The following is a 17,868-nucleotide window of genomic DNA, read 5'->3' as shown; positions in this document are numbered from 1 at the left end:
ACCACACTATCGACGAACGCGGAGCCGGTGCTGTGCGTCGGCGAAGGGCTCAGAACGGGTGCGGTTCAGCGGGCGCCGGGCCCGGGGACGAGTGAGCGGAAGCGGACCCCGACCCGGTCGTCGGCGCGGGTCCGCCCTGGGCCGGAACGCCTGAGCGGTAGGTCTTGGTGACCTTGGCGGTTGCATATGTCAAGGAGACGGCGACGTCCTCGGCATCGATCTCGAGGACGGTACGGCGCTGGCCCTCTTTGTCGTCGAAGGTGCGCTGTTTGAGGCGTCCGGTGACGATGATCCTCATGCCGCGGGTCAGTGACTGTGCGGCATTTTCGCCGGCTTGTCGCCAGAGTGAGCAGCGCAGGAACAGCGGTTCTCCGTCGGCGAATTCGTTGCGGTCGCGGTCGAACACGCGCGGGGTGGATGCGATCGTGAACCCGGCGACGGGCAGGCCGGAAGCGGGCCGCCTCGAGGTTCCTGTCCGTGGTCTGGTCCGTGGTGGGCGGTGCTGTCGGGGCTGTCATGCCGGGGTGTCCTTCCATGGTCAGGCCGCCAGAGCGTGATCCGGCGGAGCGATGTACGAGGTGGGATCGGCGGGCGTGCCGTCGTGGCACTCCAGACAAATGCCGAGCTTGGTCGGTGCTGGTGGTAGCGGCGACGGCATTTGTTGCACGTCTGCCGAGCTGCCATGGCCCGGTCCAGGGCGTACTCCTGAGCCAGCGTCGGCACGCGCTTGGGTTTGGCCAGGTCGACGCGCAGCAGCCAGCCCCGGGTGGGGTGGGTGCACGACAGCCACGGCCGGTAGGAGCACCACTTAGAGGGCGTTAAGTCCGATCTTCCTCGGTTCGTGATCGCTCGATCGTGGGACTGATCGCCGTACGAGCCGACCGTTCGCCATGTGCATGCTGGGATGCGGGCATGGACCGAAGACCGTATCCGAGCGACTTATCGGACGAGCATTGGGCGTTGATCGAGCCGATGATCACGGCCTGGAAGCAGGACCGGGTGAGGCGGTCGGCGACCGGAGACCCCGGGGCCTGTGATCTCCGGGAGGTCGTGAACGCGATCTTCTACCAGAACCGGACAGGCTGTCAGTGGCGCTACCTTCCCCACGATTTGCCGGCCTGGTCGGCGGTGTTCTACTACTTCACGCTCTGGCGCCAGGACGGCCTTGACCAGCGGATCCAGGAACTCCTGCGCTGTCAGGTGCGGGAGAAGGCCCGCCGATTAGAGGACCCGTCCCTCGTGATCATCGACACCCAGTCCGTGCGTGCGGCCGCGGGTGTCCCGAAGACCACGACGGGACTGGATGTGAACAAGAAGACGCCGGGGCGTTATCTTGAGCCAGTACGAGCGTGTCCTTCATGTGTGTGAAGCACTCTGAAGTTCCCCCAACTTCCGTCGTGGATGCGGTTATCTGCCGCCGTCCAACACGGAAGGGCCGGATGCGTAGTGCGTGTACAGAGGGTGCTGGCACCCGGGTCGGCGGCGGAGTCGTGGACGCTGCTGGGGGATGATCTGCGGCCGGTCGATCCGGTCGAGTCGTTCCTGGCCTACCTGACGGCGATCGAGCGGTCACCGAACACCATCAAGGCGTACGCCCACGACCTCAAGGACTGGTGGACCTACCTCAACGGCCGCAGCCTCGACTGGAAGACGATCGATCTGGAGGCGGCGGCCGCGTTCGTGGCCTGGCTGCGGCTGCCGCCCATGGCCCGGAACGGGGTGGTGGCCGTGCTGCCGACGGCCGAGCACCACTGCACGGCCTCCAGCGTGAACCGCAAGCTTGCCGCGGTCAGTACGTTCTACGAGTTCCACGCCCGCAGCGGTGTTGAGGTCGCCGGCCTGCTGGTGACGATGCGTCCGGCCGGGCGGCACTGCGCGTCGGCCACCTCCTACAAGCCGTTCCTGCAGCACATCGCCTCTGGCAGGCCCGAGCGGACCAGGACCATCAAGCTCAAGTCCGGGCGGAAACGTCCCCGTGTCCTGACCGCCGTCCAGGCCCAGAAGATTCTGGATGCCTGCAAGCATCTGCGGGACCGGCTGCTGTTCGCCCTGCTGCTGGACACGGGGGTCCGTATCGGTGAGGCCCTGGGGATGCGGCATGACGACATCGAGATCGCCGAGAAGCAGGTGACGGTGGTGCCACGGCAGAACGACAACCGTGCCCGCGCTAAGGCCGGCCGCACGCGGGCCGTCCCGGCGAGTGCGGAGTTGATGCGGTTGTACTCCGACTACCTGCACCGCGAATACGGCGCCCTGGACTCCGACTACGTCTTCGTGAACCTCTTCGCCGAACCGCACGGCCGTCCCTGGGCCTATCCGGCCGTCTATGACCTGGTCAGACGGCTGCGGAAGACCACCGGGATCGCGTTCGAGCCCCACCAGTACCGGCACACCTACGCGACCTGGCTGCTGCGTCGCGGGGCGGGCATGGAGAACGTCAAGGAACTCCTGGGACATGCCTCGATCAGCACCACGATCGACACCTACGGTCACCTGACCGTCGAGGACGCCCGCCGCACCCTGGAGGACGCGGGTTGGTTCACCGGACGGGAGGTCCGGCTGTGACACCTCATGCCCTGCCTGCCGGACACGGCCGAGCCGGACTGCTGGAGAAGCTCCTGGCCACGGTCCGGGCCGAGTTCCGCACCGAGATCTACCGCCCGGCCCCCGACGACCCGGTGTTCGTCGCCCCGGCCTGCGCCGTTGCCGACTGCGACCGCATCGTCAGCATGCGGGGGCTCTGCAACGGACACGTGATCCGCTGGCGCCACCGCGGACGCCCGGCGATGGAGGAGTTCCTCGCGGATCCCGGCCTGCCCGTTCGCGGGCGCCAGGCCCTGACGGTCTGCACGATCACCGGTTGCCGCTACGGGAACTCCGGGAAGGGCTTGTGCGCCAAGCACTACGACCGGTGGGTCCGGGCCGGACGGCCCGGCCTGGACCTTTGGGATGCGCCGAATCTGGTGCAGCCCGGTGACGACCAGGCCGAGTGCCGACTGTCGTTCTGCACCCTGCGGGCGGAGGGCCCGCAGATGTTGTTCTGCCGCAGCCACCATGAGCGGTGGGCGAACGCCGGCCGCCCGGATGCCGAACGGTTCGCCCTGGACGCCGAGTTGACCGGCACCGCCCACATAGATCTGCGTGACCTGCCCCGTCAGCTGACGCTGGAATTCCAGTACGGGCTACAGTGCCGGTCCGATGCCCACCGCCGCACGACGCCGCCTCGCGTCGTGGCGCAAGCTGTCCGGCTCACCCGGGCCCTCGGGGTGTCCTCCCTGCTCGACCTCACCGAAGAGCAGTGGCGGCACGACGCGTCCTCGGGCCGCGTCCGTGAGCCGGGGCTCTTCCTGATCGAGGTCCGGGACGCCGTCGAGGTCCTGCGCGACGGCGCGGGCTGGGAGAGCGAATACCCGCGGGACGTGTGGCGGCTGGAGCGGCTGCCGGGCATCACCACCCCGGCCACCGCCACCGTCCCCCGACCCCGCGTTCGCCTCCATCTTGAGCGGATCACTCAACCGTGGCTGCGTGACCTGGCCAAACGATGGCTGCGGCTGAGGCTGACCAGCGGGCTGAGCATCACCGCGGCCCACACCGGCCTGGACGCGCTGGTCTGCTTCGGCGACTTCCTCGTGCACGTCGGCGTCGACCGGCTCGCCGACATCGACCGTCCGCTCCTGGAACGGCACCTCGCCCACGTCGCCTCAGTGCCTGGCGGGCACGGACTGAAGAAGGGCCGGATCAGCAACCTGAACCTGTTCTTCCAGGCCATCCGGCAACACCGCTGGGACGACTCCCTGTCGGGCACCGCCGCGTTCTACCCCGGCGACATCCCGCCGGAGCCGGCCGCCACGGTCTCCCGGCGGCTGGCCGAGCACGTCATGGCCCAGGTCGAGTCCGAGGCGAACCTGGACCGCTGGGACAACCCGTCCGGCCGCCTGATCACGCTCATCCTCATCCGCGGCGGACTGCGGATCTCCAGCGTCATCTGCCTGGATTTCGACTGCCTCCTCCACGACGGCCAAAAAGCCCCCTACCTGCGGTATTTCAACACCAAGATGAAACGTGAGGCGGCCGTCCCGATCGACGAAGAACTCGAACAGGCCATCCGCGACCACCAGCAGCGCGTCCTTGAACGCTGGCCCCAGGGCACCGGCGTCCTCTTCCCGCGACCGCACGCGAACGCGTCGGGACGGCTGCGGATCGCCGACGGCAGCTACCGGCAGATGCTCCGCCGCTGGCTGGCGACCTGCGACATCCGCGACGAACACGGCCAGCCCGTCCGTTTGACGCCCCATCAGTGGAGACACACCTTCGCCTGCCGGCTGATCAACCGCGACGTCCCGCAGGAAGTCGTACGCGTTCTCCTCGACCACGAATCGTCCCGGATGACCGCCCATTACGCGCGGATCACCGATCAGACCGTCCGGCGCCGCTGGGAAGCGGCGATGAAGGTCAACATCAAGGGCGAGCGCGTCACGCTCGACGCCGACGGGCCGCTCGGGCAGGCCCAATGGGCCAAGACCCGCTACGGCCTCGCCACCCAGACCCTGCCCAACGGCTACTGCGGGCTGCCCGTCCAGAAGACCTGCCCTCACGCGAATGCCTGCCTGACCTGCCCGGTCTTCCTGACCGGACCCGAGTTCCTGCCCGAGCTGCGGGAACAGCACACCCGCACCCTGACGTTGATCGACAATGCGAAGGGCTGCGGCCACACCCGTATTGCCGAGATGAACCAGCAGGTCGCCGACAACCTCGACCGCATGATCGGCGAGCTGGGAGACTGCCAGGACGAGGGGGCCGCAGATGCCGGCTGACAACTCCCACCTGATCGTCACTGCGGCCCGTCGACGGGCCGCAGCAACCCGCCGACGCGCGGTCTCCGCCTTGCGGCGGCTGGACACCACCGGCGGCGCGATCACATTCGAGACCGTCGCCCGCGAAGCGGGCGTCTCCCGGTCCTGGCTCTACAACCAGCCCGACCTCAGAGCCGAGATCGAACGCCTCCGGGCCCGCCACCGTGTTCCTGGGGCCCGGTCCGTTCCTGACCGGCAGCGGGCATCCGACGCCTCCCTGCTGCGACGTCTCGAAGCAGCCACCCAGCGCAACCGTCAACTGGAGGAAGAGAACCGGGAGTTGCGGCAGGCGCTCGCCCTCGCGCTCGGGGAACGACGCACCGCCGACCTGCCAGACCGCCGCGGCGACACACCGAGGAAGAAATCTTCCGCCGTCATCGGACCATGCTGACGAACACGTTGAGGACACCGTCCACCACACATCACGCCAGGTCAGCAGCACGCGAGTCGAGCGAGCTCAAGATAAGGGCCGCAAGCGGGGACTGGCCGTCGACGTGCTGGGGCTGATCATCGGCGTCGTCGTCCTGGCCGCTTCCGCCCACGACAACGCCGCCGGCACCGCCCTGCTCGACCAGGCGGCCGAACGGTGCGGGAACCGTCTGGAGAAGGCCCTGGTGGACCAGGGCTTCAAGGACGAAGTCATCATCCACGGCGCACTGCTGGACATCACCGTCGAGGTCGTGCGCCGCAACCCGGCTGACAAGGGCAAAGGCTTTGTCCCGCAGCCGAAACGGTGGGTGGTCGAGCAGGTCAACGGCACCCTGATGCTGCACCGGCGCCTGGCCCGCGAGTACGACCACCGGCCCGACACCTCCGCCTCACGCGTCTACTGGGCCTCCACCGCGAACATGTCCCGTCGCCTCACCACACCCACCCCCACTTGGCGCGACACCCTCAGGACGGCCGCGTGAACATCACCGAGTTCCTAACGGATCTCCAGGCCCGCCACGACGAAGCCGTTGCCCGTGCCGATGAACTCCGCAGTCAGATCGAGGACTTGACCGGCGCACTCGCCGAGACCGAAGCGCGTCTCGCGGACCTGGCCACCACCCGAAAGGTCATCGCCGAAATCACGCCGACCGACGACGGAGGCGAGCTCGATCCGCCGGAACAGGCCACCGCCTACCAGGCCATCGTGAACGCCTTCAACCAACACCCCGACCAGGCCTTCCGGGTCCGTGAACTGCACGAACTCCTCGGCATGCCCACCGACGACCCGACTATGAACGTCACCCGCAGCCGCCTCGGACGCCTCACCCGCCAAGGCTTCCTCACCCAACCCGGACGAGGCCGCTACCAGAAACGGACTTAACGCCCTCTTACAGCGCAGGATCGCGGCGGGACTGGGGGTGTCGCCGGGGCTGAGGCCCATGTCCCGTAGCTGACGCCGGGTGACCAGCCCTTCAGGGACGGCGCCGCGGTCGTACTCGGAAACCAGCGGGTTCGCAGATTCTGAGAGGTGCCTGGGACTGAACCCGCTGGTGGTTGGGGTGTTTGGGCGGGTGGGGCCAGCGGGTTGCCGGCGCTATGCCTGGGTGGGGTCGATCATGAAGCGTTCGGGATGGGCGGCGCGGGCGTAGTGGATCGCGGTTTAGGAGGTGATCCCGAACAAACGCATCAGCCTGACCGGGTCCGTGCGGTTCTGGTAGAGGATCGCGTTCACGATCTCCCGCATCGCGTACGTCCCCTGATACCCGCTGACCGACGGATGCCGGGCTTCCATGCCGTGATCACGGATTCGACGAGCTCCCATTGCTCGTCGGCGAGATCCCTTGATTGGCATGCTTATGCCATAACCCAGCGAACCCTGAACGCCTGACCGGTGACGATGCCCCAACGTCACATCATCGAGCGGTGACAAAATTGACGGAACGCCATATACCGCACTCTGAGGGTGGGAGCGTTACCGGTGTGGCATGGCCGATGTCTGCGTCGAAAGTGCGGTCCTGGATCTGATGGGCACTGTTCGACGCCGCACGCACCTCCGAGATCGTCCCCAGCGGGACAGGGCTTCGCGTGTGTGAGTGGCACCGCGGCCCGTCCGCGCCGCGGTGCCACTCATCGGCGAGCGGTGTGTAATAGGGAGAGTCTGCGGGGTCGATGTCTCGGAGGCTGATCAGCCATGGCGATGGCAGGGCCGAGAGCTCCCTTGCGCAGGACCGGGAGATCCGTGCATAGAGCATTGATCGCGATCATGGCTGCGCTTGCTCTCTCTACGGCCGGCTGCGGATCCGGGAACGATGAGCCCGTGCCCGGGGTGACCGACAGGACGATCACGATCGGAAGCCACCACAACCTGACCGGTCCGGGTTCCCCCGGCGACGACCTGGATGCACTGGCCTCCAGGGCGTACTTCGACTATGTCAACGACCGCGGGGGCGTGAACGGCCGTCAGATCATTTACATCGAGAAGGACGTCTCGAACGACCCTGCCAATGCCGTCACAGCGGTACGCGATCTGGTCGAGGAAGAAGAGGTATTCGCGATCTTCAATGGATCCTCCACCCGCATTCACCAGGCGGTGGTCGGTTACCTGAATGCCAATAAAGTCCCGGATCTCTTCCCGGACAGCGGCTGCCCGTGCTGGAACGACCCTGCCCGGCTGCCGTACACGTTCGGCTGGCAACCGGACTTCCGCCGCGAGGGAAAGATTCTCGGATCCTACGCCACCAAGAATTTCCCCAACAAGAAGATCGCCTACTTCTATCAGGACGATGGCTACGGCAGGAGCGGTGTCGCGGGGCTGGACACCGTCATCCCACCGTCCCAGGTCGTCACTCGCCAGACCTACCAGCGGGACTACGAGGACGTCACCCGGCAGGCCCGGGCCATCGTCCAGGCCAAAGCCGACGTGATCGTGGCCTATTCGCTTCCGTCCTACACCGCCCTACTGCTGCGGGCTCAGGAGCAGCTGGGAAGCAAAACGCAGCTTATCGTCAACAGCACGAGTTCCGATCCGGCGACGCTGTCCCGCTTCCTGGCCCCCTCGCAGCCGCAGAACGGAGGGCGAAAGAGTGCCGGAGCGTTGATCGAGGGGATTGTCACCAACACCTACCTGACGCCGATCGCCGATACGTCCAACAGCTGGGTCCGGCTGCTGAAGAGGATTCGCGACCAATACCTTCCAAATGAACCGGTGTCCCGGGACATGGAAAAGGGCGTCGCGACCGCCTACTCCTTCGTCCAGGCTCTGCAGCAAGCCGGAAGGAACCTGACACGGGAGTCTTTGGTCGCCGCCATCGAGCGGGGCGGACTGTCCCCCGGGTTCGGACTGACCCCCCTCAGCTACAGTCGCACCGACCATGGTGGCTATACCGGAACCCAGATCGCCACCATCCGGAACGGCGTGCTGGTCCCGCAGGGCCAGCCGCTGGTCACCGACGACGCCGACGGGCCCATCGTGCCGTACACCCGCCCACAGGCCCCGGCCCCAGCCAGCGGCATCCCGACGCCCTGAGAGTGCGGAACGTGAGGTCTGGTCCGTTTCGTGGTTGAGGTCGGGGAAGGCTTGCTGGTCGCGGGTGGGGAGGTGGCCCTCAGGTGTTGGGGCGGTTCGGCCCCGTGGCGGGTGAGGGCACCTGTCACCCAACCCAACCGGTGGCCAACTCGAAGAAGCTCATTCGGAGCTGCCGAGGAAGCCTCAGCCCTGACCAGCGGATCGACTGGATGGTCTCCTAAAAGCGAAAGCGTGTTGCCATGCCGAGGGGTGAGCGTTGTCGCTGGGTGCCTACCCGAGCCAGACGATGTCGATGACGTACAGGCGTCCGGCGGGGCGATTGATCCAGTACACGGCGGTGATCTGTCCGACCGAGGCGGAGCGCACGTCCTCGCCCTCGGGATCGCGGGCGTTGAAGGGCGGGAACGACCACGGGTCGCGGCCGGCGATGTCCAGGACGTCGCGCACCATCTCGCAGGCGTGCTCGGGCAGGTCGTCCAGGACGGTCAGGGCCTTGGGCGACAGGCGGGCGGGCCAGGGCACATCGCTCACGGGCGGGGCCCGAGGACGTCGGCCAGGGCGACGCCGTCGGAGTCGTCGCAGCCGCCGGCGAGGAAGGCGTCCACCGCCGGGGCGGCAGCAAGGCGGGCCTGCCAGGTTCGAACGACGTCATGGAGCGGGCTGAGGCTGAAGCTGTGCCGCGCATCGTCCAACGCGCGTGCCCAGTCCTGTTCGAAGGCAGGCACCCAGGTGTCGGCACGGCGGTCGGCTCGCAGCTGCGCGAGCAGCTGCGCGGCCGCGGTGGGAGACGGCGGGGCCGGCGGTGCGGGGGCTTCCTCGGGCTGCGCACTCATCGGCACCTCCTGACGGGTCGTATCGCCACCGTACGCGCGGTCTGGGGCGGTGGGGACGGACATACGGAGATCCCTTCCCTTGCCGGCGGAGGTCAGTCGACGCCGTAGTCGGTACTCCCTGAACTCAGAAACGCTGCTGCCGTACACAAGCGGCCCCGGTCCACCGGAGCCGCGCACGCCACGACAGGATCCGGCCCGCGGAAGCCCCGAAGCGGCTGCTGGGGCAGTTGCGGCCCGCAACGCTGTAGAAACACCACGGCCGACGATGCCATGACAAAGGGTGCACACTTTCGTAAGCTAGTGTGCATGACGGAGACGACGTATTCGATCGTGGAAGCCCGCGCCCGGCTGGGCGCCATCGCGCGCGAGGTCAGCGCCACCCGTGAGCCGGTCGCCATCACCGACCACGGGCAGACCGTCGCCATACTGGTCAGCCCCGCCGACGCCCTGGAGCTGCAGGAACTGCGAGCGCTGGCTGCCTACCGCGGACGCCAGGCCCGCGGGGAGAACGCCGGCATCCCCCATGACGAGGCGTACCGCCGTGTGTTCGGCGGAGCTGGGGTATGAGCTATGAGGTCATCTGGGAGCCGGAGGCCCTTGCGCAGGCAGAGCGGTTGGCCAAGGACGACCCTGACGGCGTCCGGCAGGTGTTCACCGCCGTCGACCGGCTCGCCGACAACCCCCGCCCCGAGGGCGCGTTCGGCAGCGCCGACCTGCTGCGCATCCATGTCGCTGCCTACCGGGTGATGTACGAGATCAGCGACCAGCAGATCCGCGTCAGCGTCATCCATCTCGGACGCGTGCGCTGACCGACCCTCAAAACATGGGAAATTGTTCCGCCCGAGGAGCCCGAGATCCGGGCGGCTGACCAATGGCCTCGTGAGCGCCCTGGCAGCTCAGGTCGGTGACGGTGGGGGTCGTCAGCAGAAGCCAAGACGAATCCGCAGTAGCCCGCCACCCGCACCAGATGGGGCGGGTGGCCGGAGCAGGCCGTCGGGCGCAGGCTGGGAGTGTGCTTCCTGCGCTGGCGCCCATGCTTGCGATGATCGGTCCAGCCCCGGGACCGGAGATCGAGGGGGAGTATGCGTACGAGACGCTCTGGAACGGGATGCGGGTCATCGCCCACCTGCCCGGGGACGGGACCATGCGGCTGCTGTCCCAGGCCGGGCTGGACGTCACCGCCCAGTACCCCGAACTGCAGGCGCTGCCCGTTGGGCTGCCCGGGCCCGAGGCGGTGCTCGACGGGGAGATCATCACCTTGGACGGTGAGGGCCGGCCGTCAGTGGAGCGCCTGCAGCAGCGCATGAGCCTGCACCATCCGCAGGCGGTCGATCATGCTGCAGAGGACCTGCCGGTCCAGTTGATGCTGTACGACATCCTCTACCTCGGCGAGCCGGTCGTGCAGCTGCCTTACACTGCCCGCCGCGACCTTCTTGACGACCTCGCTCTGGCTTGCCCCAGCATTAGTGTGCCCGCGGCCTGGCCTGCGCCTGCCGGGCAGGCTCTTGAGCAGACCCGCCTTGAGGGATTCGACGGCGTCGTCGCCAAGCGTCTGTCCAGCCCGTACCTACCCGGGCGTCGCACGCGTGACTGGATCAAAATCAAGCATCTGGCGCGAAGGTGACCGCCAGGCCGTGCCGGTGCGATGTCGTCCCAGGTGAGAGGCCGAGACCTGGCCCTTGTCGGGCTGACAATCGAGAGCGACGGTCCAGGGCGAGGGCAAAGCTGAAGGCCCACGTACAACACATGCACGTGATGGCGTTGCCCGCCGCCCAGGGGTAGAGGCCGATCGCCGGCGAGACAGCATCGACGTGTTCGGCTACGGCCGGGCCGAGGCCCTTCTCGCTCCGGGGGGATACGCTCGAATCACGGCGTATGGCGGAAGCCGGTGACCGGTCATGGATTCCGATCCGCGTGATGTGGTTGCTTCGATGGCGGCGAGTGCGGGGGCGCCAGAAGTTGTGCCGGGGGCGGTGTGGGAGGAGAGTTTCGCGGGCCGGTCACCGGAGCTTGCGGCGATCGGGCGATGCCGGGCCGAGGCGGCGGCGGGGACGCCGTGGGTGGTGGTGGTCGAGGGCGAGCCGGGAATCGGGAAGACGGCCCTTGCCCAGCGTGCGCTGGCGGGGCGGGACGGGCTCCGCGTGTGCTGGTGTACGTGCGACCGTTCCGAGCAGGAGTACCCCTATGGGGTGGTGGACCAGCTTCTGCATCGACTGCCTCGCACGGCGTCCGGCGACGCCCGGGAACCGGTTCGTGCACCGGCACCCACGTCTTCCCCGTTGGCTGTGGGCGCGGACGTGCTGACGGTCCTGGCCGCTGCCGCCGAGAGCGGCCCGCTGGCCGTGGTGATCGACGACATTCCCTGGGCGGACGACGAGTCCCTCAAAGCGCTGTCGTTCGTGCTGCGCCGCCTGTACACCGAGCCCGTCCTGACGGTCCTCACCGCCCGCATCCAGGACACCGAGACCTCTGACGGCGTGGCGGTCGCGGCGGGAGATTGGCACACGGTTGTCCGGGGTGCGGCCCGGGTGCTGCCGCTGAAGCTGACGGGCCTGAGCGTGGTGGAGACCGCGCAGATGGCGGTCGCCGCCGGTGCGGGGACGCTGAGCCGCCAGGCGGTTGACCGCCTGTGGGAGCATACTGCCGGGCATCCGCTGTATCTGTGGTCGCTGCTCGCCGAGGTCGGCCCCGGGGCGCTGGCCGACCCGGCTCGTCCGCTGCCGGTGCCGTCCACCCTCGACGCCCTGGTCCGCCACACCCTGGGACATCTCCCAGATGACGCCCGTCGGCTGGTCGAGGCTCTCGCCGTGCTGGACACTGCTACCCCGCTGACCACCGCCGCCCAGCTGGGCGGCCTCACCGATGGCACCCCCGCACTCCAGGCGGCCCTGGCCAGCCGCCTGGTCCAGTGGGAGCCGGGCGATCCCACCACGCCGCTGCGTATGCACCACCAGCTCCAGCGCGACGCCATCTACCAGGCCATCGCCCCCGTCCGCCGCAAGGAACTGCACGCCGCCGCCGCTGGCCTGGTCGGCCCGGACCGGGCCTGGGACCACCAGGTGATCGCGGCCGCTGGCCCTGACCCCGAACTGGCGGGCCGGCTGGCCGCCGAGGCCACCCGACAGGCAGGAGAGGGCCGTCACCACCGCGCGGCCACCCTCGAGCTGTGGGCCGCCAACCTTGCCCCAACCCGCGAACAGCACGAACACCACCTGATCACCGCCGCCACCCACCTCCTCGCCGGCTGGGCCATCGCCCGCGCCCGTACCCTGCACCCGGCCCTCGAACACTGCGCCCCCAGCCCGGCCCGCGACACCGCCCTCGGCTCCCTGGCCGGCCTCGGCGGCGACCTCGGCGCCGCCGAGCGGCTCCTCGCGCCCCTCATGGCATCGGACCGCGACCCGGCCGCCCGCCTGAGGGCCGCCACCTGGCTCGGCGTCATGCACCTCCTGCGGGCCGACGGCCCCCGGGCGGTTGCCGTCCTGCGCCCGGTCGTGGACCGCATGCCGCCGGGTCCGGCGATCCACGAAGTCTACGGCGACCTCGCGTGGGCGGTCGGCTTTGCCGACGCGGCCCCGGCCGGGCTGGTGGTGATGACCGAGACCGGCATGCCCGAGCACGCCGAACGGGTCGCCCATCAAGACAGCTTTCTGCTGCACCACCGGGGCGGTTTGCGGGTGTGGGCCGGAGAGCTCGGGGCCGGAATCGACGACCTGGCTGCCCTTATCACTCGCCAGCAAGCCGACGGCGATATCGCCAGTGTGCCGGCCCTCCATTACTTGCTCGGTTTCGGCCGCTACCTCACCGGCCACTGGCCAGACGCCGCCATCAGCGCCGGCCACGCCCTGCTGGTCGCCGACACCCTGGCACTGCCCTACGGCCTAGCAGCCGGCCACACAGTCGCCGCCATGGTGCATGCACAGCAGGGTCACCGCGAGCAGGCCGGAACCGACTTGGCTGCCTGCCGCGAGGCGGCCGCCTTCTTCCCGGAGTTCAACTGCCTCTTCCCGGTTGCGGCCGCGGCGGTACTGGCACAGGCCCTCGGCGACTGGCCAGGCATGCGCGAGGCTCTCCGGCCGCTTGACCACCCCAAGGCCATCACCCCAGGAGTGCGCATCCTCCTGCCGGTGTTGTGGGCACCGCTGTACATCGAGGCGCTTACCGCCGCCGACCACCAGCCCCCGCCCGAGGACCTCCGGCACGCCGAGGAGGCCCTGCACGTGCTCGACCGGCTCGCCGACCGTGCGCCCGCGCTGGGCGCGACCAGCCACTGGCTGCACGGCAAGCTCGCCGCCGCCCACGGTGACACCCAAACCGCCCAGGCCCACTACCGCACGGGGCTGGGCGTTCCCGCCCGTGACGGCGACGACATCCCCCTGCACCGAGGCTTCCTCCACCACGACCTCGCCCGCCTTCTCCTGGCCACCGGTAGCGCCGACGACCGCGAGGAGGCCGTCCGGCACCTCGGGCAGGCCGACCACGTCTACACCGCCCTCGGCGCCACCCCCCACGCCCAGCGCGCCGCCCACGACCTCACCCGCCTCCGCCCCTCCGGCACCGCCGCACCGGCCGATGCACCGGATGCGGCCAAGGCGCTCACCGAACGCGAACACGCCGTCGCCCACCTCGCCACCCGGGGCCTGACCAACCAGGAGATCGCCCGCGAACTCTTCGTCAGCCCCAAGACCGTCGAGTACCACCTCGGCAACGTCTACACCAAGCTCCGCCTCACCGGCCGCCGCCAGCTCCGCCACGCCCTACAGCCCACCGCGGACGCACCGGACTGGAAGGTGCCGGCCCTCTGAACCGGGCGCAAGCCGACAGCCGCCATCCCGCGAAGTTCAACAGCCACGCTGCGTATGCGTTCTGTGCCGTCGTTCTGAGCGGAGCGGGACTCGCTCGGGCTTGTCTTCTGCATTCGGAGGCTGGCTGGTTGACCTCAAGGACGAGCTGGGCGACAGCCGTCCCTGGCTCAGCAGGGCCGCCGCCCGCACCGCGATCTTCGAGTGGATCGAAGGCCCAGCCGCTGACACAAGAGCGAGACACTCGGCTGTCGCTCTCGCGTCGGGCCCTGGGGCAAGCTGATCCCCCGGGGCCCATCGAAGCCAAGCGCGAGGACAAACCCCTGCCCACGATGCCCGAGCCAGAGGAAGCGGGCGGCAAGGTGTTCGACCTCATGGCCGCCCTCAACGAGTCCGTGGCCAAAGCGAAGGCCTCCCGCGGCGAAAGCTCGCCCGAAGTGCACGAGCAACCTAAAAGGAAGACCACTGGCAAGAAGGCGACGTTGAAGAAGCAGCCCGCCAAGAAGACGGTGGCGAAGAAGGCGTCGGGGCGTCGACCGCGGAGCGCCTGAAGCGGCTCCGTACGACGCAGGACATGCGAGGCCCGGCCTGCGCAAGCAGAGCTTCCCCCGTTGCTCGGGAGGTGTTGGTCAGCTGGGGTTGATGGGTGTTCAGGTTCGTCCGTTCGGCTGCTGCCTGTTCGGCGTAGTGCTTCTCCTCGTACTCGATGGGGCTGAGGTAGCCGAGCCGTTTCTGGATGCGTCGGGGGTTGTGTAAGCCGTCGAGGTATTCGAACAGTGCGAGGTTCGCCTCGGCCCGGGTGGCAAAGACGCGGCCGCGGATGCACTCGGTTTTGATCGTTGACCACAGGTTCTCGGCGAGGGCGTTGTCGTAGCTGTCGCCGACCGACCCCATGGACGCTTCAACGCCTGCCCTGACCAGTCGTGTTGTCAGTTTCACGGATGTGAACTGCCCGGCATCATCCTTGCCAAGGCGCCAACACCGGCGGAAGGCTCGCGGCTGTCTCTGAGCCAGCTGCGCTCCGCCCTCAAACGCGCCGGCCGCGTCCGCGGCCTTGAGGAAGAAGCTGCCCGTCTGCGTGGTGTCTTGCGGGCCGAGTACGCCCACCAGCCCGCGGCTGTCGAGAACGCCTTCGGCAGGCAACTTCTCGCTCTGCTGAAGCAGTTCGAGGCAGCCTGCCAGGCCAGTGACGACCTTGCCGAAGCAGTTGATGCCAACTTTCACAAGCATCCCGATGCCGAAATACTCCTGAGCTTCCCAGGGCTCGGTGTCCAGCTCGCCGCACGTGTTCTCGCCGAGACCGGCGACGACCGCAACCGCTTCTGCGACGCCCGCGGACTGAAGGCATACGCCGGATCCGCACCGATCACCCGCGCCTCCGGCAAGAAACACCACGTGGGACGCCGCATGGTCAAGAACAACCGACTCCACCACGCCGGCTATCTGTGGGCTTTCTCCTCCCTGCGCTCATCTCCTGGAGCTCAGGCCCACTACCGTCACCGACGCGACGTCGGCGACTGGCATGCACAAGCTCAGCGACACCTGTTCAATCGCCTGCTCGGACAGCTGTTCCACTGCCTCCAAAAGCGAGTGCTCTTCGACGAGGAACGTGCCTTCAACTTTCCAGTGCCCTCGTCAACGGCAGCTGCCGCTTGACTTCTTCAGATCCCGAGATGTCTATCGGGAGGACCATCTGACCCGCTGTCACCTTCCGCCGCATCTCGGGGGAACCTCACTCGGCGGCCGGGCCTCGCGTTGTCTGCTGTCAGGCTGGTTCAGTTCACCCGGCGATGCGCCAGGAGCGCAGACGGTCGGCGATGTCGTAGACGGAGAGCCGCAGCGCGCGGATGTCGGTGATCAAGTCCCGCCACGGCTCGAAGGAGTCGTCGATCTCCTCGCCAGAGGCGCGGATGTACGCCACCGCCACGCCATACGCGAAGTACGCGTTGCGGGCTGGCAACGGGCGCAGCAGGAGCAGTTGTTCCAGCAGGGCGGCGGCCCGCCAGTAGGCGTCGGGCTCGCCCGCCTCCAGTTGTGGTGTGTTCACCCGGTGCCGGGCGACGGCGGCTACCAGGGCCGAATAGTCTCGGACCCCGAGGTCCTTGCCGAGTAGTTCTTCCTGTCGGTCAAGGAGCCATCGGATGTCGATGTGCAATTCCAAGGGTCAGGCCGCCCGCCCCGCGTGGTTTCGCCGGGCTGGGGCGTCGTCGGGGAAGGCCGCGTCGAACGCCTCGGCCAGACCGGGCCGGTCGATGAGCTCGCGGAACACGGCCGTCGCCTTGCTCAGCTTGATCTGGTTTTCTTCCTCTTTAGCCAGCTGGGCCAGGTAGGCGCGCACGCTCTGTCCGCGGGCTGCGGCGACCGCAGCGAAACGGTCCCTGGTCTCCGAGTCGACCTTCACTGTGGTGTCAGCCATACGCCGAGTATGCACCCATGGGTACCTTCGCGAATACCTATCGCGGGACTCGACCACTTCCGATCACCGTCCGTCGTCGATGAACTCCGGAGAGAGGTCATTGCGTACCCGTCGAACGCGCGGACGACGCCACCCCTCCCCCGAAGACACCAACCCGAAGAACATCCCAGACCGCCGGACAAGGTGACAGTGCCGAGCCGCAATGCATCACGCAGTCGTCCGGCAATAGCCTGTGTTCGAAGGCGCATACCTCGGTATGCTTGCTGTCATGGCTGACACTAAGCGGATCACGGTGACGCTCCCTGCCGAGCAGGCGGCGGAGCTGAAGAAACTCACTGACAACGTCTCCGGCTACGTGGCCGAGGCAGTGGCCCGACAGATCCGGCACCAGCTCCTCGGGGCCGACCTGCGCAGCCACACAGACGAGCACGGGGCCTTCACCGAGGAGGAGCTGAGCGAGGCGCGGGCACGGATCTTCGGCACGGCACAGGCCGCGGGCGGTGCGAGCACGGCGTGAGCTGGCACATCGAGACGGTCGTCCTGGACAGCGAAGGACTGTCGGCCTGGGTCGCCCAGGACCGGAAGACTCTGGCAATGTTCCAGGTGTTCCACGAGATGGGCGCCGATCTCGTCGTCGGCGCCAACACCATCGTGGAGTCGAGCCACTCCCGGGTGAACTTGCCCCGGCTGCGATGGGCACTCTCCCGGGTCAAGGTGGAGCCGGTCACAGAGGGAGCGGCCAAAGCGGCAGCACAGCTGCTCAAGGCCGCTGGTCTGCACGGCCACAAATACGCGATCGACGCCACCGTGGCGGAAGCGGCCCTGCGCCAGCCAGGCCCGGTCGCCATACTCACGCCGGACACCGATGACATGACTCGGCTGTGCGGCAGCAAGGTCCAGATGATCAGGCTCTGACCTGTCCTGGCGGCGCTGGCCAGGTCACCCTGACTGCCGCGGTCTCCGGCCCGGCCAGCCTTGCCCGGACTCGACGTGGCAGTCTGGCCATGTCCACGGCGGGTACCGGCGACGGTCGGCCGACCTGGCGGTCGCTGGGCGGAAGGTCGTGATCGACCTGTCGGTGCGGCCGTCCTGTGCCAGGCGGCGCCGTGCGCACGCCGTACATTCGTCGAGCAGACAGACGGGTGTAGATAGCCACTCAACATGCTGATGTGCGGGCAGTGTTGTGCCATTGGTGATGGTGATGGCGAAGTGGTGGGTGCAGGAGGATTGATCTTCGGGGTGCTGGGCACCGTGATCATGTCCTGAACAAGGCCACGGCCCTCCCGCTGGTTTGCAGGCGTCCGGGAGGGCCGTGTGAGCGCCAACGGAGGGCGCTTTGATCACGGTGGAGGTGACGGCGGCGGCTGTCGAACAGCGGCTGGTGGCAGGTGAGTTGTCGTGCCCGGATTGTGGCGGGGTGCTGGCCCGGGAAGCCGGTCAAGATCACGCGCGGGACGGTGGACCGCTGGCTCAAGCTCTGGCGGGAGGGCGGCTTCGACGCTTTGCT

Annotated in this window: 17 protein-coding genes and 5 pseudogenes; 15 read left to right on the top strand and 7 right to left on the bottom strand. The window is 68.2% G+C overall.

What is annotated here, in order from left to right:
• Positions 1-49: 49 nt before the first annotated feature.
• Positions 50-451, bottom strand: a pseudogene (gene ssb, locus OG331_RS51675) (single-stranded DNA-binding protein); the annotation flags it as partial.
• Between the two features lie 461 nt (positions 452-912).
• Here ssb and OG331_RS51670 point away from each other — a divergent pair.
• The 6 genes and pseudogenes from OG331_RS51670 to OG331_RS51645 all read left to right on the top strand — a co-directional run.
• A pseudogene (locus OG331_RS51670) lies at positions 913-1,329 on the top strand (transposase); the annotation flags it as partial.
• A gap of 117 nt (positions 1,330-1,446) precedes the next feature.
• The gene (locus OG331_RS51665; RefSeq protein WP_406190526.1) at positions 1,447-2,565 is read left to right on the top strand and encodes a tyrosine-type recombinase/integrase; all 1,119 of its coding nucleotides are present in this window, start codon (positions 1,447-1,449) and stop codon (positions 2,563-2,565) included.
• Entirely contained in the window at positions 2,562-4,814 is a 2,253-nt protein-coding gene (locus tag OG331_RS51660) for a tyrosine-type recombinase/integrase (RefSeq protein WP_406190529.1), read from the top strand. The genes OG331_RS51665 and OG331_RS51660 overlap by 4 nt, the downstream gene beginning before the upstream one ends.
• Positions 4,804-5,136, top strand: a pseudogene (locus OG331_RS51655) (DUF6262 family protein); the annotation flags it as partial. The gene OG331_RS51660 and the pseudogene OG331_RS51655, both read left to right, overlap by 11 nt.
• Positions 5,018-5,764 (top strand): transposase, encoded by a 747-nt coding sequence (locus OG331_RS51650; RefSeq protein ID WP_406190532.1) that lies wholly within the window; start codon positions 5,018-5,020, stop codon positions 5,762-5,764. The pseudogene OG331_RS51655 and the gene OG331_RS51650, both read left to right, overlap by 119 nt.
• Positions 5,761-6,165, top strand: coding sequence for a hypothetical protein (locus tag OG331_RS51645; RefSeq protein WP_406190535.1), 405 nt, complete (start codon positions 5,761-5,763; stop codon positions 6,163-6,165). Before OG331_RS51650 ends, OG331_RS51645 begins: the two co-directional genes overlap by 4 nt.
• A gap of 279 nt (positions 6,166-6,444) precedes the next feature.
• On the opposite strand, the gene OG331_RS51640 is transcribed toward OG331_RS51645, so the two are convergent.
• Complete coding sequence (locus OG331_RS51640) at positions 6,445-6,576, bottom strand: hypothetical protein (protein ID WP_406190538.1); 132 nt, start codon at positions 6,574-6,576, stop codon at positions 6,445-6,447.
• A 525-nt stretch (positions 6,577-7,101) separates the two neighbouring features.
• Between OG331_RS51640 and OG331_RS51635 the strand changes: the two genes are divergently transcribed.
• Positions 7,102-8,310 (top strand): ABC transporter substrate-binding protein, encoded by a 1,209-nt coding sequence (locus tag OG331_RS51635; RefSeq protein ID WP_406190540.1) that lies wholly within the window; start codon positions 7,102-7,104, stop codon positions 8,308-8,310.
• Between the two features lie 270 nt (positions 8,311-8,580).
• Here OG331_RS51635 and OG331_RS51630 read toward each other — a convergent pair whose 3' ends face one another.
• Positions 8,581-8,841 (bottom strand): hypothetical protein, encoded by a 261-nt coding sequence (locus OG331_RS51630; protein ID WP_406190542.1) that lies wholly within the window; start codon positions 8,839-8,841, stop codon positions 8,581-8,583.
• On the bottom strand, positions 8,838-9,143 hold the full coding sequence (locus OG331_RS51625; RefSeq protein ID WP_406190545.1) for a DUF6247 family protein: 306 nt from the start codon (positions 9,141-9,143) through the stop codon (positions 8,838-8,840). The genes OG331_RS51630 and OG331_RS51625 overlap by 4 nt, the downstream gene beginning before the upstream one ends.
• 306 nt (positions 9,144-9,449) lie before the next feature.
• On the opposite strand from OG331_RS51625, the gene OG331_RS51620 reads away from it, so the two are divergent.
• The 4 genes from OG331_RS51620 to OG331_RS51605 all read left to right on the top strand — a co-directional run bounded on the left by OG331_RS51620 (position 9,450) and on the right by OG331_RS51605 (position 13,948).
• Positions 9,450-9,710 (top strand): type II toxin-antitoxin system Phd/YefM family antitoxin, encoded by a 261-nt coding sequence (locus OG331_RS51620; protein ID WP_406190548.1) that lies wholly within the window; start codon positions 9,450-9,452, stop codon positions 9,708-9,710.
• A complete protein-coding gene (locus OG331_RS51615; protein WP_406190551.1) occupies positions 9,707-9,952 on the top strand; it encodes a type II toxin-antitoxin system RelE/ParE family toxin in 246 nt (81 codons plus the stop codon). Before OG331_RS51620 ends, OG331_RS51615 begins: the two co-directional genes overlap by 4 nt.
• Before the next feature lie 224 nt (positions 9,953-10,176).
• Positions 10,177-10,767, top strand: a complete 591-nt coding sequence (locus OG331_RS51610; protein ID WP_406190555.1) for a hypothetical protein — start codon at positions 10,177-10,179, stop codon at positions 10,765-10,767.
• Between the two features lie 274 nt (positions 10,768-11,041).
• Positions 11,042-13,948, top strand: a complete 2,907-nt coding sequence (locus OG331_RS51605; RefSeq protein WP_406190558.1) for an AAA family ATPase — start codon at positions 11,042-11,044, stop codon at positions 13,946-13,948.
• A gap of 447 nt (positions 13,949-14,395) precedes the next feature.
• Here the strand turns inward: OG331_RS51605 and OG331_RS51600 are convergent, their stop codons facing one another.
• Positions 14,396-14,839 carry an IS3 family transposase gene (locus OG331_RS51600; RefSeq protein ID WP_406209548.1) on the bottom strand — a complete coding sequence of 148 codons (444 nt, stop codon included), beginning with the start codon at positions 14,837-14,839 and terminating at the stop codon, positions 14,396-14,398.
• 63 nt (positions 14,840-14,902) lie between these two features.
• On the opposite strand from OG331_RS51600, the pseudogene OG331_RS51595 reads away from it, so the two are divergent.
• A pseudogene (locus OG331_RS51595) lies at positions 14,903-15,601 on the top strand (transposase); the annotation flags it as partial.
• Positions 15,602-15,725: 124 nt separating this feature from the next.
• On the opposite strand, the gene OG331_RS51590 reads toward OG331_RS51595, so the two are convergent.
• Positions 15,726-16,106 (bottom strand): toxin Doc, encoded by a 381-nt coding sequence (locus OG331_RS51590; protein ID WP_406190561.1) that lies wholly within the window; start codon positions 16,104-16,106, stop codon positions 15,726-15,728.
• A gap of 3 nt (positions 16,107-16,109) precedes the next feature.
• Positions 16,110-16,361 (bottom strand): antitoxin MazE7, encoded by a 252-nt coding sequence (locus OG331_RS51585; RefSeq protein WP_406190563.1) that lies wholly within the window; start codon positions 16,359-16,361, stop codon positions 16,110-16,112.
• A 268-nt stretch (positions 16,362-16,629) separates the two neighbouring features.
• On the opposite strand from OG331_RS51585, the gene OG331_RS51580 reads away from it, so the two are divergent.
• The 3 genes and pseudogenes from OG331_RS51580 to OG331_RS51570 all read left to right on the top strand — a co-directional run.
• The gene (locus OG331_RS51580) at positions 16,630-16,878 is read left to right on the top strand and encodes a hypothetical protein (protein ID WP_406190566.1); all 249 of its coding nucleotides are present in this window, start codon (positions 16,630-16,632) and stop codon (positions 16,876-16,878) included.
• A complete protein-coding gene (locus OG331_RS51575; protein ID WP_406190568.1) occupies positions 16,875-17,276 on the top strand; it encodes a DNA-binding protein in 402 nt (133 codons plus the stop codon). Before OG331_RS51580 ends, OG331_RS51575 begins: the two co-directional genes overlap by 4 nt.
• A gap of 473 nt (positions 17,277-17,749) precedes the next feature.
• A pseudogene (locus OG331_RS51570) lies at positions 17,750-17,866 on the top strand (helix-turn-helix domain-containing protein); the annotation flags it as partial.
• Positions 17,867-17,868 lie beyond the last annotated feature (2 nt).

Source organism: Streptomyces sp. NBC_01017, from assembly GCF_045162795.1.
GTDB classification, from domain to species: Bacteria; Actinomycetota; Actinomycetes; order Streptomycetales; family Streptomycetaceae; genus Streptomyces; species Streptomyces machairae.
Note: the sequence above shows the minus strand (reverse complement) of the source record. Positions and strands in the feature narration are given on the sequence as shown.

Bases quoted from the DNA above. Each gene is read 5' to 3' on its own strand.
- OG331_RS51610 (WP_406190555.1), top strand. From the start codon at position 10,177: ATGCTTGCGATGATCGGTCCAGCCCCGGGACCGGAGATCGAGGGGGAG.
- OG331_RS51600 (WP_406209548.1), bottom strand. From the start codon at position 14,839: ATGGGGTCGGTCGGCGACAGCTACGACAACGCCCTCGCCGAGAACCTG.
- OG331_RS51620 (WP_406190548.1), top strand. From the start codon at position 9,450: ATGACGGAGACGACGTATTCGATCGTGGAAGCCCGCGCCCGGCTGGGC.
- OG331_RS51625 (WP_406190545.1), bottom strand. From the start codon at position 9,143: ATGAGTGCGCAGCCCGAGGAAGCCCCCGCACCGCCGGCCCCGCCGTCT.
- OG331_RS51605 (WP_406190558.1), top strand. From the start codon at position 11,042: ATGGATTCCGATCCGCGTGATGTGGTTGCTTCGATGGCGGCGAGTGCG.
- OG331_RS51585 (WP_406190563.1), bottom strand. From the start codon at position 16,361: ATGGCTGACACCACAGTGAAGGTCGACTCGGAGACCAGGGACCGTTTC.
- OG331_RS51615 (WP_406190551.1), top strand. From the start codon at position 9,707: ATGAGCTATGAGGTCATCTGGGAGCCGGAGGCCCTTGCGCAGGCAGAG.
- OG331_RS51580 (WP_406190566.1), top strand. From the start codon at position 16,630: ATGGCTGACACTAAGCGGATCACGGTGACGCTCCCTGCCGAGCAGGCG.
- OG331_RS51640 (WP_406190538.1), bottom strand. From the start codon at position 6,576: ATGGAAGCCCGGCATCCGTCGGTCAGCGGGTATCAGGGGACGTACGCG.